17 protein-coding genes are annotated in these 14,099 nt (G+C 27.2%); 13 read left to right on the plus strand and 4 right to left on the minus strand.

Features of this window, described 5'->3' with window-relative positions; all coding sequences use genetic code 11:
* Positions 1-236: 236 nt before the first annotated feature.
* Both DEFDS_RS11535 and DEFDS_RS11540 read right to left on the minus strand, forming a co-directional pair.
* The gene (locus DEFDS_RS11535) at positions 237-992 is read right to left on the minus strand and encodes a hypothetical protein (RefSeq protein WP_013008948.1); all 756 of its coding nucleotides are present in this window, start codon (positions 990-992) and stop codon (positions 237-239) included.
* Between the two features lie 124 nt (positions 993-1,116).
* Positions 1,117-1,461 carry a hypothetical protein gene (locus tag DEFDS_RS11540; RefSeq protein WP_153801541.1) on the minus strand — a complete coding sequence of 115 codons (345 nt, stop codon included), beginning with the start codon at positions 1,459-1,461 and terminating at the stop codon, positions 1,117-1,119.
* 352 nt (positions 1,462-1,813) lie between these two features.
* On the opposite strand from DEFDS_RS11540, the gene DEFDS_RS11545 reads away from it, so the two are divergent.
* The 4 genes from DEFDS_RS11545 to DEFDS_RS11555 are packed head-to-tail and all read left to right on the plus strand — an operon-like array spanning position 1,814 to position 3,761.
* Complete coding sequence (locus DEFDS_RS11545) at positions 1,814-2,569, plus strand: hypothetical protein (protein ID WP_013008949.1); 756 nt, start codon at positions 1,814-1,816, stop codon at positions 2,567-2,569.
* A 24-nt stretch (positions 2,570-2,593) separates the two neighbouring features.
* Complete coding sequence (locus tag DEFDS_RS11550) at positions 2,594-3,295, plus strand: metallophosphoesterase family protein (RefSeq protein ID WP_013008950.1); 702 nt, start codon at positions 2,594-2,596, stop codon at positions 3,293-3,295.
* Between the two features lie 51 nt (positions 3,296-3,346).
* Positions 3,347-3,505 (plus strand): hypothetical protein, encoded by a 159-nt coding sequence (locus DEFDS_RS13015; RefSeq protein WP_161595896.1) that lies wholly within the window; start codon positions 3,347-3,349, stop codon positions 3,503-3,505.
* Complete coding sequence (locus tag DEFDS_RS11555) at positions 3,492-3,761, plus strand: hypothetical protein (protein WP_013008951.1); 270 nt, start codon at positions 3,492-3,494, stop codon at positions 3,759-3,761. Before DEFDS_RS13015 ends, DEFDS_RS11555 begins: the two co-directional genes overlap by 14 nt.
* Here the strand turns inward: DEFDS_RS11555 and tnpA (DEFDS_RS11560) are convergent.
* Positions 3,758-4,183, minus strand: coding sequence for an IS200/IS605 family transposase (gene tnpA / locus DEFDS_RS11560; RefSeq protein ID WP_013008875.1), 426 nt, complete (start codon positions 4,181-4,183; stop codon positions 3,758-3,760). The genes DEFDS_RS11555 and tnpA (DEFDS_RS11560) overlap by 4 nt on opposite strands.
* 22 nt (positions 4,184-4,205) lie before the next feature.
* Here tnpA (DEFDS_RS11560) and DEFDS_RS11565 point away from each other — a divergent pair, with 22 nt between their 5' ends.
* The 4 genes from DEFDS_RS11565 (at position 4,206) to DEFDS_RS11580 (ending at position 7,358) form a co-directional block, all read left to right on the plus strand.
* Complete coding sequence (locus DEFDS_RS11565; RefSeq protein ID WP_013008876.1) at positions 4,206-5,537, plus strand: RNA-guided endonuclease InsQ/TnpB family protein; 1,332 nt, start codon at positions 4,206-4,208, stop codon at positions 5,535-5,537.
* Positions 5,538-5,574: 37 nt separating this feature from the next.
* The gene (locus tag DEFDS_RS11570; protein WP_013008952.1) at positions 5,575-6,138 is read left to right on the plus strand and encodes a hypothetical protein; all 564 of its coding nucleotides are present in this window, start codon (positions 5,575-5,577) and stop codon (positions 6,136-6,138) included.
* A 144-nt stretch (positions 6,139-6,282) separates the two neighbouring features.
* Positions 6,283-6,558, plus strand: a complete 276-nt coding sequence (locus tag DEFDS_RS11575) for a hypothetical protein (RefSeq protein WP_013008953.1) — start codon at positions 6,283-6,285, stop codon at positions 6,556-6,558.
* 32 nt (positions 6,559-6,590) lie between these two features.
* On the plus strand, positions 6,591-7,358 hold the full coding sequence (locus tag DEFDS_RS11580) for a sigma-70 family RNA polymerase sigma factor (protein ID WP_013008954.1): 768 nt from the start codon (positions 6,591-6,593) through the stop codon (positions 7,356-7,358).
* Between the two features lie 176 nt (positions 7,359-7,534).
* On the opposite strand, the gene tnpA (DEFDS_RS11585) is transcribed toward DEFDS_RS11580, so the two are convergent.
* The gene (gene tnpA, locus DEFDS_RS11585; RefSeq protein ID WP_013008875.1) at positions 7,535-7,960 is read right to left on the minus strand and encodes an IS200/IS605 family transposase; all 426 of its coding nucleotides are present in this window, start codon (positions 7,958-7,960) and stop codon (positions 7,535-7,537) included.
* Positions 7,961-7,982: 22 nt separating this feature from the next.
* Here tnpA (DEFDS_RS11585) and DEFDS_RS11590 point away from each other — a divergent pair, with 22 nt between their 5' ends.
* The 5 genes from DEFDS_RS11590 to DEFDS_RS11610 all read left to right on the plus strand — a co-directional run bounded on the left by DEFDS_RS11590 (position 7,983) and on the right by DEFDS_RS11610 (position 14,084).
* On the plus strand, positions 7,983-9,314 hold the full coding sequence (locus DEFDS_RS11590) for an RNA-guided endonuclease InsQ/TnpB family protein (RefSeq protein ID WP_013008876.1): 1,332 nt from the start codon (positions 7,983-7,985) through the stop codon (positions 9,312-9,314).
* Positions 9,315-9,447: 133 nt separating this feature from the next.
* Positions 9,448-9,987 carry a thermonuclease family protein gene (locus DEFDS_RS11595; RefSeq protein ID WP_013008955.1) on the plus strand — a complete coding sequence of 180 codons (540 nt, stop codon included), beginning with the start codon at positions 9,448-9,450 and terminating at the stop codon, positions 9,985-9,987.
* A 128-nt stretch (positions 9,988-10,115) separates the two neighbouring features.
* Positions 10,116-12,659, plus strand: coding sequence for an ATP-binding protein (locus DEFDS_RS11600; protein WP_013008956.1), 2,544 nt, complete (start codon positions 10,116-10,118; stop codon positions 12,657-12,659).
* Between the two features lie 27 nt (positions 12,660-12,686).
* A complete protein-coding gene (locus DEFDS_RS11605; RefSeq protein ID WP_013008957.1) occupies positions 12,687-12,983 on the plus strand; it encodes a hypothetical protein in 297 nt (98 codons plus the stop codon).
* A 24-nt stretch (positions 12,984-13,007) separates the two neighbouring features.
* A complete protein-coding gene (locus tag DEFDS_RS11610; protein ID WP_013008958.1) occupies positions 13,008-14,084 on the plus strand; it encodes a hypothetical protein in 1,077 nt (358 codons plus the stop codon).
* Positions 14,085-14,099: the final 15 nt, after the last annotated feature.

Genomic DNA, 14,099 nt, shown 5'->3' on the forward strand with positions numbered 1-14,099 from the left:
TATTTTTTTAAAGATATTATAAATAATTTTATAATTTTTGTTAAGTTATTTTATTGTATTTTACAGATAACAAAAGATATTTCAATATAACGAATATTATCTATGATAACAGGTATCAAGAATAGTATTAAAAATTAAGGTAGAATAAAGGAACAGTAAAACATCTTCGTTTATTCAAGTTCATTATGTTATTACATCAAAAAACGAAGATGCTTTACTGTTATTAAATAAGTTTTTTACTTATTAGGATATTTACCGTAAAATTTATTAATTTGATTAATTGTACACTTATTATTTAAATCTAAAATATATAAAGCATAATCTAACTTATTTTTAGAAGAAGGAAGAGTATCTGTTCTTGCTGTATTAAATACATTCTTATATTGTTCAAAAATTGATTCAAAATCATTTGCTTTCATTTTTAACACTTGTTCAAATTTACTAGCTATATATTTTTTTGCCTGTTGATCATTAAGGTTTTTTATTTTTGTTTCATAACCATAGTTCAAGATCAATGCAGAATATGTACAAACAAGAACAGCATTTCCTAATAAGCCGTCAACCTGTTTTTTAAATATCGTTTTGGCAACAGTAGGAATACAGGAAAAATTGTTAGTTGTTAAAGAATTTTCTGCTAATTCAAATTTGTTTAGCATCTTCTTTATGAAAGTATTTTGTCCATAATTGTAAGCTGTTATAAAGAATTTTTCTAAAGCTAATCCAATATTTCCAAGATTATTTTTTTGCAGATGGTTCATAATTATATTGTGCCCATACATATATGGTTTTGATTCTTCAGCATCCATATAACCAAAAATATAATCTTTTGTATGTAACTGACATATATTAATAGTTGCTAACATTTCATTTTTTGTTAATGGTACATTCGAAAGATTTTCAGCATGTAAATTTAAGATAAAAACAAAAAAAACAAAAAAAATGACTAAAAAAAATTTAACTAACTTAGTAATACCTTTAAAAAGATTTTTCATAAATCACCTCATTAGTATTTTTAACCGAACCCAATATATTATATGATAAATTTAACTAAATGTCAATTTAATATAGCGATTTATATTAAGTTTACTTGGATGTTTGATAGTTTTTTGTTTTTTTTTAAATATTTTTTGTAACTATACATTTAGTAATACAAAGAGATGTTATATTGTTTCCATATTTTTCTTGAAATATTTTAAATAAATAATTTCTTACTTCTTTTAAATGATAATGTAACAAATGATGTTTTAGATAATCATTTGTTATAACAAGATCCATAAGAAATAATTTCAATTTATTTTTTTGATTTTGTAGTTGGTTTACTAGTTCATAATTTTGTATATATAGAGCTAAAGAGATAATGGCTTGTAATTCTTGATCGTTTATTTTTACATTTTTTATATTCACTATAAAAGAATTTGTTATATTATTATTATTGTTTATTGTTGTTGTTTTATTTTTCATATATTTGGCAGAATTAGTAAATATATTACAGGAAAATTTTTTTATACTTAAATAACTGAATATAAGAAAAAATATTAATAGAAATATAAATATTATAAATATAATTATTTTTTTATTTATATTAAACTTGTGCATATTTAATTATATAACCAATTTATTTAAATAATTAAAAAATATTTGTTAAATTTTTATTTTATTTAAAGTTGTAAAATTTATTTGATATATTATAAGTGTTGAAATTTAAAATTTGAAAATTCATCAATAATGATTAAATAGTGATTGCTTTGTTGACATTAGTAGTAAATTATAATATAATATATAAAAATTAAAATATTGCAAAATGAGGTTTAATATGGATTTTTCAACGAACATAAAAATTATCAAAGATTATGATATAATTTTTTTATTACATATGCCTAAAGATTATTTAAACATACTCTATAATTTGACTACAAAACCTTTTATAGAAGAATCTTTATTTAAAATTACAAACGATAATAATAAATTATTTAAATTAATTTCATATAATATGTTTAGTAAGTTAGCTAATAGAACAGTTATAGGATTACTAGAACCTATAGTTAAATATAAAGTACTATTGTATGGTTTGTTAGTAGAATTATTTTCTCTAAAATTAGATTACAAAGAATCAACATTAAATATGGAAAAAATATTAATTTATAAAACATTAAATTATTTTTTATATAGATTAAAACAAGAAAAACAGGAAAAAATACAATATCAATTATTAAATTTTTTAGATGTAAGATTTAACGATAGAAACGTTAATCTAAATCAAATAGTTCAAAATAATTCCGATATTTTAGATTCTTTTATTGTGTTAGTAACTAATACAATCATGAAAAAGTTTTTTTGTAAGGGTATGTTTATTAAACCTTTTTTTAGGTATTCATATAAACAATATATACAATTAAATAATTTATCAGATATTTTTATGTATTATTATGATGATCTTTTTAATAAGTATATAACATACCGTTATGAACATGCTATATTGTTTGGTTCGATATGGTTTATAATTTACTTAAGAAGATTATCTAATTATTATACTAAATCAAATATTAGTAGTGATGTAAATTATATATAGATAATATATTAGTGAGGGTAGGGTATGATAGCAATTATAGGTGATACTCATGGAAAACTTGAATACAATAAAGTCTTAGATGTTTATGAAACAAAAAAACCTGAAATAATTATAGTATTAGGTGATTTTGGATTACCATTTTATAATGATAAAGAAGAAAATAAAATATTGGATGAATTAGAAAAACTACCTATAGAAATATGTTACATAGATGGTAATCATGAAAATTTTGACATAGTTAATAATTTACCTGAAACCCATAAATATGAAAATAAAGTTGGACAACTAAGAAAAAATATCTTTCATCTTAAAAGAGGTAATATTTATAAAATAAAAGATTATAAAATTTTTGCTTTTGGTGGTGGTTCTTCTATTGACAAAAGTATTAGAACACCTGGTATAGATTGGTGGTTTGAAGAATTACCAACCATGAATGAAGTTAGGTATGCTACTAAAAACTTGAAAAAAACAAAATTTAATGTAGACATTATATTAACTCATACAGCTCCATACAAAATTTTTTTGGAACTATGTAATAAATTGAATCCAGCTCCTTATAAATATTACGATGTAGATGGAGTTGAATTTATGAAAAGTTTGCAAGTAATTTATGATTTAACGCATTTTAAATATTGGTTTTGTGGGCATTATCATGTTGATACAGAAGTACAAAAATGTAAATTTGTATATAATAAACCCGTATTTTTAAGTTATAATCAATTATAAATATAATATATAAAATATATACAATATAAGGATATATATAATATGGATACAATGAGCATAAAAGTTTTATTTGTAATGTTTATTTTTCTTTATTTAATTATATTACTTTCAGTTATAATATTAAAAGAAATAAACATAAACAATAATGACTATATCAAATCATTAGAAAACATTAAAGAAAAAGAAGAGGTGGGTTATGAAAACTTTTAATTTAAAAATTGCAGCTTTAGGTCAACAATGTGCAGGTAAAACTACAGCTATTTCCTATATACAACATTATTTATTAATGAAATTTTATAAAATATTTACTACCGATGATGTTTTGATAATTAAATTTGCTGATACGCTTTATGATTTACAACATTATTTTTCTGGTTCTAATTTAGCTAAAATTGAGAAGGCTATAAAAACTAAAAAACTTTCAGACGATTTATCCCTCCACCACCCACAAGACACATTCTTTTAGGTAGGTGATGTAGTGGGTGTCTTCTGGGTTTCAATATATTGTTTGATAACCTCAAGCGGAGCTCCACCACAGGAACCTGCAAAATAGCTTGGAGACCATAAAGCGTTTTTCCAGTAATACTGCCTTAATTCAGGATGGATTTGTTTTAGCTTTCTGGAAGAAACACCTTTTAGCGAATTTACCAGTTTTGAGACTGCCACCTTTGGCGGATAGTTTACAAGCAAATGGACATGGTCGCTTTCTCCATTTAATTCTATCAGTTCTGCCTCAAAATCTTGACAGACTTTGGCGAAGATTTCCTTTAAGGTTTCTAAGTGTTTCTTTTGAAATACGCTCTTTCTGTATTTAGTTACAAAGACCAAATGCACATGCAGAAGAAAAACACAATGCCTACCAGTTCTAATTTTACTTGACTTTTCCATAGACCAATACTATAATATAACAATGATTACATGTCAAGCCTTTAAATTTAAACTCAAGACCAATGAAGAGTTAGAAAACAAGTTCGCCCAATTTGCCGGCTCTTGTAGGTTTGTATGGAATAAAGCTATTGCTTTAATAAAACAAAAGCTTGATATAAAAAAGGTAGATAAAATCATCAATATCCACTTGCCACAATATTACAAAAATACTGCTACTATACCTACCTATAACGAAATGGCGGGAATGCTTAAATTATGGAAACAATCCGAAGAATACGCTTTCTTAAAAGAAGCACATTCTCAAATTCTACAACAAACCTTAAAGGATTTATACAAAGCCATAGACAGTGCTTTTACCAAAGGCAATGGTATATCTTTTCCAGACTTCAGGAAGAAAGGTAAATCGCCAGACAGCTTTAGATATCCTCAAGGCTTTAAGATAAATAACAATAGAATATTTTTACCTAAAATAGGATGGGTTAGGTTTTATAAATCAAGAAACATAGTTGGCAAACCAAAGAATGTAACAGTTAAAAGATACGCCGATGGCTGGTATATAAGCGTAGTTACCGAAAAAGACACATCAATTAAAGAAAATCTATCCAACCCCGTGGGTATAGATGTAGGTGTAAAAAAGATAATCACACTATCCAACGGTTGTTACTTCGAGCCTCTTGATTTAAGTAAATATGAGAAAAAACTAATCAAACTCCAAAGGCAACTCTCGAGAAAACAACACCCTACCAAAAAAGGAGATAAGACACCGTTTTCTAATAATTACAAAAAACACCAAAGAAAAATAGCAAAGATGTGGCTTAAGATAGCAAATGTGAGAAACGATTACCTACATAAAATAACAACAGCCATAGCCAAAAAACACGGCTTTGTGGCTGTAGAGAATTTAAAGGTTAAGAACCTAACCAAATCTGCAAAAGGCACAAAAGACAGCCCCGGACGTAATGTAAAAGCTAAATCAGGCTTAAACAGAAGCATTCTTTCTCGAGCGTGGGGTAGGTTCTTTGAACTGCTTGAGTATAAACTCCAGAGAAATGGGGGGAAACTGGTTAGAGTTGACGCTAAAAACACCTCTATAACCTGTCCTCTATGTGATTACACTAATAAGGAAAACCGCAAAAACCAAGCGGTATTTGTATGCAAAAAGTGTGGTTTTACGTCTAATGCTGATTTGGTAGGTGCGATAAATGTTTTAATGAGAGCGATGAGGAAGGAAAACCTTATAACCCTACCGCAGGGCTTGCGGGAAGTCACGCCTGTGGAGTATGCCAGAGAGTATACGCTGAAGCAGGAACCAGCGGGAAACCGTGAGGGATTACCGCTTCCATCGATAGCGTAGATGGGAATCCTCTTCCTTTAGGGAGAGGAGGAAGTCAATGTTAGAATTATTTGGGACATTATTACCTGGGGGATTAGATTTATCTACCAGAGATATGTTACATGTTTTAGAACAATTATATAATAATAGAGATAAGCAATTACCTGAAGATAAAAAAGATAGATTATTTCTTCAATTTGCTGGTGAATTCTTAAAAGAAATTTTTGGTCAATATTATTTTGTTGATATCTTTAGTTTAAAAGTAAAAAACTTTGAGAAAGCACAAACTCGCCTTGGTCGTCCATCTGTAATTTTATGTGATGATATTAGACGTATATATGAATATAAACAAGCATTAAGGTTGGGTTTTGATATTTACGGTATAGAAGCTGATGAAGAGATAAGACGTAAGAGAGCTGAAAGTAATGGTATTGTTTTCAATCCTAATCATCCGTCCGAAATGGATATTCAGGGTATTATGGAAAATTTGCCTAATGAGAAAATATTATTGAATAACACAAATGATATGGATTTATTTATTGGGGAAATACATACTAAAGTAATAGATTTGTTAACATTAAATAAGAATTTAGAAATGCAGCATAATGTATTTACAATATAATAAATATAGTACTGTTAATTATGAGAAAAAATAATTATTTACGTAATAATTATTTTAAATATTATAATTATCAATAATTTATTAAAAAATTACTTTAAAATTACTGTATATTAGATGAAAACGATAAAAAGGAGGTTATAAATATTGTTTGATATTATTAAAGATAAATTAATACTTATTTATAAAAATAATGATATAACTATAGATGGGATATGTTTATACACTATCACAGTAGCTTCTGAAATTTTCGTAAAAGGAAACGATAAAGAAGAAAAAATTGCTGGGTTAAAGCATTGCAAAGAGATTGCAGAAGCAGTATTACAATTTGAAAAAAATAACGATAATTTAACTAAACATAAAGAAGTATTAACTGCAACAATAAGAAAGATTGATAGCTTAATTAAAAGAACAAGATCATAAATTTTTTAATACTAAATTGGAGATACAACATAATGCATCAACAATATAATTTTATTAATTTTAGTAAAAAAAATAAATACTTATATAATAATAAGTTTTACAATAAAGAAGATTTAACAAAAGAATTTTTACCTAAAATAGATATCTGGGTCAAAAAAGCTTATTCTAAATTACCAGATCATATTGATATAGATGAAGTATATTCTGCAGCTTGTTATGGATTTGTTGAGGCTTTAAATAGATATGATCCATCGCAAAATATTGATTTTAAATATTTTGTCGAAAAAAGAGTTAAAGGTGCTATTTTAGATGTCTTACGTAGATTAGATCTTTTATCTAGAACGAAAAGAACCAAATTAAAAGATTTAGAAAATAAAATACAAACATTATCGAAAGAACTTGGAAGACAACCAACTCCTGAAGAAATTGCTGAAAAATATGGTATTGATACAGAAGAAATTTATAATTTATTAGAACTTTCAGATAAAACTCATATTATAAGCTTGAATACTTTGCTTGATAAAGATGATAATGAAGGTCATTCATTAATTGATTTTATTAAATCAGATTTATTAACTCCTGAAGAACAGGTAAGTAAACAAGAACTTATAGATATATTACAAAAAGAAATTGAAAATTTAAAAGAAAAAGAGCGATTAGTAATTACTTTATATTACTATGAAGAACTCACTATGAAGGAAATTGGAGAAATATTAGGTGTAACTGAAGCTCGTGTATGTCAAATACATAATAAAGTTGTTGAACAGTTAAAAGAAAAAATTTTAAAAATGATAAAATAAATATTTATAAACATATTTTATGACATATTAGTGGTATTTAATGCTAGTAAAGTTAGTTGACAAAGTTATGTTATTTTAATATAATATATAGTATATAAATCATAGAAAATAACAAGAAGGAGTGTGTTTATGAGAAGAAAATCTTTATCCCTCCACCACCCACAAGACACATTCTTTTAGGTAGGTGATGTAGTGGGTGTCTTCTGGGTTTCAATATATTGTTTGATAACCTCAAGCGGAGCTCCACCACAGGAACCTGCAAAATAGCTTGGAGACCATAAAGCGTTTTTCCAGTAATACTGCCTTAATTCAGGATGGATTTGTTTTAGCTTTCTGGAAGAAACACCTTTTAGCGAATTTACCAGTTTTGAGACTGCCACCTTTGGCGGATAGTTTACAAGCAAATGGACATGGTCGCTTTCTCCATTTAATTCTATCAGTTCTGCCTCAAAATCTTGACAGACTTTGGCGAAGATTTCCTTTAAGGTTTCTAAGTGTTTCTTTTGAAATACGCTCTTTCTGTATTTAGTTACAAAGACCAAATGCACATGCAGAAGAAAAACACAATGCCTACCAGTTCTAATTTTACTTGACTTTTCCATAGACCAATACTATAATATAACAATGATTACATGTCAAGCCTTTAAATTTAAACTCAAGACCAATGAAGAGTTAGAAAACAAGTTCGCCCAATTTGCCGGCTCTTGTAGGTTTGTATGGAATAAAGCTATTGCTTTAATAAAACAAAAGCTTGATATAAAAAAGGTAGATAAAATCATCAATATCCACTTGCCACAATATTACAAAAATACTGCTACTATACCTACCTATAACGAAATGGCGGGAATGCTTAAATTATGGAAACAATCCGAAGAATACGCTTTCTTAAAAGAAGCACATTCTCAAATTCTACAACAAACCTTAAAGGATTTATACAAAGCCATAGACAGTGCTTTTACCAAAGGCAATGGTATATCTTTTCCAGACTTCAGGAAGAAAGGTAAATCGCCAGACAGCTTTAGATATCCTCAAGGCTTTAAGATAAATAACAATAGAATATTTTTACCTAAAATAGGATGGGTTAGGTTTTATAAATCAAGAAACATAGTTGGCAAACCAAAGAATGTAACAGTTAAAAGATACGCCGATGGCTGGTATATAAGCGTAGTTACCGAAAAAGACACATCAATTAAAGAAAATCTATCCAACCCCGTGGGTATAGATGTAGGTGTAAAAAAGATAATCACACTATCCAACGGTTGTTACTTCGAGCCTCTTGATTTAAGTAAATATGAGAAAAAACTAATCAAACTCCAAAGGCAACTCTCGAGAAAACAACACCCTACCAAAAAAGGAGATAAGACACCGTTTTCTAATAATTACAAAAAACACCAAAGAAAAATAGCAAAGATGTGGCTTAAGATAGCAAATGTGAGAAACGATTACCTACATAAAATAACAACAGCCATAGCCAAAAAACACGGCTTTGTGGCTGTAGAGAATTTAAAGGTTAAGAACCTAACCAAATCTGCAAAAGGCACAAAAGACAGCCCCGGACGTAATGTAAAAGCTAAATCAGGCTTAAACAGAAGCATTCTTTCTCGAGCGTGGGGTAGGTTCTTTGAACTGCTTGAGTATAAACTCCAGAGAAATGGGGGGAAACTGGTTAGAGTTGACGCTAAAAACACCTCTATAACCTGTCCTCTATGTGATTACACTAATAAGGAAAACCGCAAAAACCAAGCGGTATTTGTATGCAAAAAGTGTGGTTTTACGTCTAATGCTGATTTGGTAGGTGCGATAAATGTTTTAATGAGAGCGATGAGGAAGGAAAACCTTATAACCCTACCGCAGGGCTTGCGGGAAGTCACGCCTGTGGAGTATGCCAGAGAGTATACGCTGAAGCAGGAACCAGCGGGAAACCGTGAGGGATTACCGCTTCCATCGATAGCGTAGATGGGAATCCTCTTCCTTTAGGGAGAGGAGGAAGTCAATATTATAATAATTACTTTCAATTATTAAGAAATCATTTAGATGAAAAATATACTAATAAAAATGCTAATATAACATACTTATATAGAGGTTTAAGATGCAAAAATTGTTATCTTCGAAGTTAAAATTAATATATTTTGTTTTATTTTTACTAATATCGTTTAATTTATATGCTGGTGAATTAGCTCGTATAATCAAAATTTCCGATGGTGATACTTTCATTGTATTAAATCAAAATAACCAAAAAATTAAATTAAGGCTTATGTGGATAGATACACCTGAAAAATATTCATCTAAAAAACTAAATAAAGATGTTATTAAATGTAATACTACTAAAAAAGAAATGATTAAATTAGGTAAACTAGCTACAAGTTATGCTAAAAAATACTTTGCTGATAGTAAAAATGTTGAAGTAGATTATTATGGTAAGGGTTATTATAATAGAAGATTAGCTGTTGTGTATAAAAAAGGTTATGATCAACCTTATAATTTTGAAATCATTAGAAATGGGTATGCTTGTATTTATAAAAAAGCTAAATATCCTAAAGTATTAGATAAATATTTAAAAGAAGCTAAAAAATATAGGCGTGGGTTATGGGCTATTAATCCAGAATTAATGAGTTGTTTGTGTAAATAACTACACAATTATTTTAAATAAAAATAAATAAATATGGTTTTTCATAAAATAAAAAAATTCTTTTTTGTTATATTAATAATAGAGTAATTTAATATTAATATGTAAATCATTAAAAGAAGAGGTAGTAAATGAAATTATCAGATTTTATGAATAATCAGAATACTTCTTATTATCATGTTAATAGAATAAGTAGACAAATGAGTTTTTTATTATCTTATGTTTTTTATAAAGCTTATAAGTCATATACAGGTACAGATGTAAAATTAAATCATAGATTAGCAAAATATGGTGAATATTTTGAAGGATTGTTAAGGGACCAGGGTGATGAGTCTAATTTTGCTATAGAAGATATAGAAAATATTATTTTTAAACGTTTTGATATTAATAGTAAAATAATTAAAAATCCTATTACTAATCAAAAAGTGAGTTTAAAAGAGTTACTATTTGCAGGAGATAATACATCTGAACGTCTTGAAGATATAAAAAACAATGATATTAATATTTATTATATTCCTTTTAGTGTAACAAATAAATTAGGTTATCGTTCAAGACTTCCTTTACCATACAATTTTTTTACTAAAGCGTATTTTATTTTTTCATTAAACAAATATTTTAATTTAGACGAGTTATTAATAACTTTATTTAATGTAGATGATGAAAAAACTGGACAAGAATTAATAAAAATTCACACAAGTATAGATGTTATTAAAAGTGTAATGGATAAAGTAGGTTTGGATTATTATAACCCTGAAAGTATAAATAATAGAGCTAATTGGGAAAACTTTGCTTTACAATTGAAACAATTAAACAATGAAACTTTACAAACTATTGAGGATGGTATTAACTTACTTACTGAAAGGCTGGTATCTTTTTTTGAAAATACTGAATCTTTAGAGCATAAAAAGGCATTATTTGCTTATTTAAAAGAAGGAGTATTCCCAGCTGTTTATAATTTATTAGATATAAATCAAAATATATCTACTGAAGTAGATTCTATAGTGCTTCAAGAATTAAAATTCAATTTACTACAGAGAAAAAAAGAGAGGGAAGTTCCATTTACACAAACAAATTTTTATAAATATTATTCCATATATAATGTGAACACTCCATTTACTATTTTGTTAAGTGCTGAAGCTGGTGTTGGGAAAACTACGATGGTAAATGAGATGTCTCGTAAGACAAGTATTCCAAAAAGCCAAATTGATGCAGCAAGTGGTAATTTCCTTGAAACAGCATCTTACGAAGATAAAGGTACTGGATATGTACATTTTATTAAAACCTATGTGCCTCAATTGTATCCTGATACAAAAGGAACATTAGTATTTTTAGATGAAATAGATAAAGCTATAAAGGACAAACCTGAAATTGTTGCTCCGTTATTTGCTTATCTAACCAGTGAAAGAACTATTAATGAAATACCTGTAGTAATATTAGCAGGGCAGTATTTTGAAGGTGAAGATGAATCTTATTGTACAGTTGAAGACTTTGTGAAAAATACTGATCTAACTTTAAGAGATGAAAAATTTAAAAAGGTTAAAGTATTAGGTTCTGCAGAGGATATAAGATTTTCCAGCAGTAGTGCTAAAGATAGAATTGGTAATACATTAAATACATTATTATCAAGGATGTTTATTATAATTCCTGATATGACAAGAGATGATAAATACATTAGTAATAAAAGACCTAAATTAGCTGTAATGCATACAAGACAGTATAACTTATTACAGGTATTTGTAGATACATTAGTTAATTATTATTTAGATTATTATAATGTAGATAGAACAAATAAGCAGAATTTAGAAAATATATATACAAAAGTATTTGACCAGGTAAGAGCTTTTTGTAAGTCAATGTTTCAACATTATATAAATTTCGATAGAAGCATTATAGATTTTCCTGAAGATTATAAAACTATATCAGATATAATTGAAGAAAGACTTGATTTTATGAAAGAGTATTTACTGACTTCAAAATTTGAAAAGTTAGATGTAACTGAAAAGAAAGCAGTTAAAAAAGCTATAAATAAAGATGAAGATATTTTATATTACTTAAAATATAGATTTTTAGACACACCTGATGCTTTTAGACAATTAAGTTCTTTAGAAACACTAGAGTTATTTAATATTATAGATAATTATATTGAAAAATTATCAGCTTTTAGTTTTCAAAAAGATTCCAAAGCTTGGGCTGAATATTATTTTTCAAGTATAATAACTATGGCTTATTTATTAAGTTATTTGAATTTTAGCAAGCAAAAACATGATATTCAGCAGGTACAAAACATTCAAGAAAATATTAAGAATAGTTTAAGTGCATTACAATTTCAAAATGCTTATTTAGAGCCTGTACAAAGGAAGATTGTGCAAATGTCAACATTCTTACTGCGCAATTTTACTTCGAAGAGCTATTCTCAAGTATCATTTATAGATGAAAGAAAAATTAAAAAAGCTGTAAGTACAGTTATAAAAAGTTTAAAAGAGCAAAACCTTGATAGTGAAATATTAGATAAATTTGAAAATAGAATAAATGAACTTGTAGAATTAGTCAAAGAGAAAGAGCAAGAGTATAAAGAATCTTTAGAAAATGTAGAGAAAGAACCTGATTCTGATGCTACCAGTAGTTATACTGAACAGAATAGTAATACAGTAGTTTCAGATGAACCTAATATATAATTTTGAAAATAATATGTGAGGTGGTCTATGAGTATAAAATGTGAAAATTGCAATAATAATTTGGAGTTTTACGTAACCTCATCTTTTGATGTTGTAAGTAGTGATATTTTAGTGACTGCATTGAAAGAAAACGACTTTAGTGATTTATATATAAAATCAAATAACGAACCTGATACATTACATGTTTTATGTAATTGTAGTAATCCTATATTACCTGAACTTATTGAAGAAGAATTATTATATTATTTTGATATTAAATATGAAAAGAATAACACAGATATAGAAGCTAATTATAACAATGTACACAACGATTTAAAGTTATAAATTTGTATAAAAGGAGGTATATTCATGGCAAATTTATGTGACCATGTAGAAAAAATAGCACATTTCCTTAGAGAAGAGCATTACTGGGAAAGTGAGGAAATAGAGAAATTTGCTAAAGAAATGAAATTAGAAGATAAAAACCCATTTGTACTTGAATTAGATGAAGAATCTAGAAAAAATTTAAAAGAAAACTATGGTATTGAATTAACTAAAGTAGGATTATCAGAGTTAATTGGGTTGGCATTCAAAAAGCTCATTAGAGAGGACAAGGATACTGTTTTCTTTAACACTTTTGCTTTGGGTAACCTTATAGCTTTATTGGAAGATAAATATCCTCACAAATTTGAAGAAGTATTTACATCATATGCAGAAACAGTTGACGGCGAATCATATCCTTATTTGTCAGTTGCTCAAATGGCTGTTGAGGAACCAATGATATTTTCATGGTTTCCTGATTCAGAAAAACAAATGCATGCTTACGAAATGTTAATGGATTATCAATATGAAAGTACACTTCATGATACTTATGGTAAGTATTTAGCTATTCATTTTGGTGTACCTGAAAATGCAACAGGATTAGACCAAAAAGAATTCACTAAAGTAAAAAAAGCATTTAAAGATCAAGCAACTAGGACAACTTTTAACTTTTTTGTAGCTTTAATGGAAGAAGCAATGAATTTAGATATGGATAGGGTAGTAGAAATAAAAGAAGGTATAGGTAAGTTGGAAAGTATTCCACAAGAAGAGTTAGTGGAGAAATATTCAAAAATAATAGACATGTATTTCCAAAATTTTGAGCAGTTATTTATGAATTATTATTCTCAAGCAGCAGCTGAAATTAGTACACATTTTAAAAATTCTCGTGAAGTTCAAGCTGAATTATTGAAAGTATTAAGTAAAGTAATGAAAGAAGGAATGAATAAAGTATTCAAATTCTATGAAGAACAGTTACCTACATTTATGTTAAATGAAAAAGAGAAATTTAAAATGGGATTAATTCAATCAACTATTCCTGTAGCTGAAGAAAAAATTACTAAATATTTTAATCAGTTAGAACAAACTATTAATCAAAAATTAGAAGAATTAGGTATGAATATGTAAATAAATATGTATATT

This window comes from Deferribacter desulfuricans SSM1 (assembly GCF_000010985.1).
Taxonomy (GTDB): Bacteria; Chrysiogenota; Deferribacteres; order Deferribacterales; family Deferribacteraceae; genus Deferribacter; species Deferribacter desulfuricans.

What these genes read in the sequence shown, in the direction of transcription:
- DEFDS_RS11535 (WP_013008948.1), bottom strand. Translation starts at nt 992, where the DNA reads ATGAAAAATCTTTTTAAAGGTATTACTAAGTTAGTTAAATTTTTTTTA.
- DEFDS_RS11540 (WP_153801541.1), bottom strand. Translation starts at nt 1,461, where the DNA reads ATGAAAAATAAAACAACAACAATAAACAATAATAATAATATAACAAAT.
- DEFDS_RS11545 (WP_013008949.1), top strand. Translation starts at nt 1,814, where the DNA reads ATGGATTTTTCAACGAACATAAAAATTATCAAAGATTATGATATAATT.
- DEFDS_RS11550 (WP_013008950.1), top strand. Translation starts at nt 2,594, where the DNA reads ATGATAGCAATTATAGGTGATACTCATGGAAAACTTGAATACAATAAA.
- DEFDS_RS13015 (WP_161595896.1), top strand. Translation starts at nt 3,347, where the DNA reads ATGAGCATAAAAGTTTTATTTGTAATGTTTATTTTTCTTTATTTAATT.
- DEFDS_RS11555 (WP_013008951.1), top strand. Translation starts at nt 3,492, where the DNA reads ATGAAAACTTTTAATTTAAAAATTGCAGCTTTAGGTCAACAATGTGCA.
- tnpA (WP_013008875.1), bottom strand. Translation starts at nt 4,183, where the DNA reads ATGGAAAAGTCAAGTAAAATTAGAACTGGTAGGCATTGTGTTTTTCTT.
- DEFDS_RS11565 (WP_013008876.1), top strand. Translation starts at nt 4,206, where the DNA reads ATGATTACATGTCAAGCCTTTAAATTTAAACTCAAGACCAATGAAGAG.
- DEFDS_RS11570 (WP_013008952.1), top strand. Translation starts at nt 5,575, where the DNA reads ATGTTAGAATTATTTGGGACATTATTACCTGGGGGATTAGATTTATCT.
- DEFDS_RS11580 (WP_013008954.1), top strand. Translation starts at nt 6,591, where the DNA reads ATGCATCAACAATATAATTTTATTAATTTTAGTAAAAAAAATAAATAC.
- tnpA (WP_013008875.1), bottom strand. Translation starts at nt 7,960, where the DNA reads ATGGAAAAGTCAAGTAAAATTAGAACTGGTAGGCATTGTGTTTTTCTT.
- DEFDS_RS11590 (WP_013008876.1), top strand. Translation starts at nt 7,983, where the DNA reads ATGATTACATGTCAAGCCTTTAAATTTAAACTCAAGACCAATGAAGAG.
- DEFDS_RS11595 (WP_013008955.1), top strand. Translation starts at nt 9,448, where the DNA reads ATGCAAAAATTGTTATCTTCGAAGTTAAAATTAATATATTTTGTTTTA.
- DEFDS_RS11600 (WP_013008956.1), top strand. Translation starts at nt 10,116, where the DNA reads ATGAAATTATCAGATTTTATGAATAATCAGAATACTTCTTATTATCAT.
- DEFDS_RS11605 (WP_013008957.1), top strand. Translation starts at nt 12,687, where the DNA reads ATGAGTATAAAATGTGAAAATTGCAATAATAATTTGGAGTTTTACGTA.
- DEFDS_RS11610 (WP_013008958.1), top strand. Translation starts at nt 13,008, where the DNA reads ATGGCAAATTTATGTGACCATGTAGAAAAAATAGCACATTTCCTTAGA.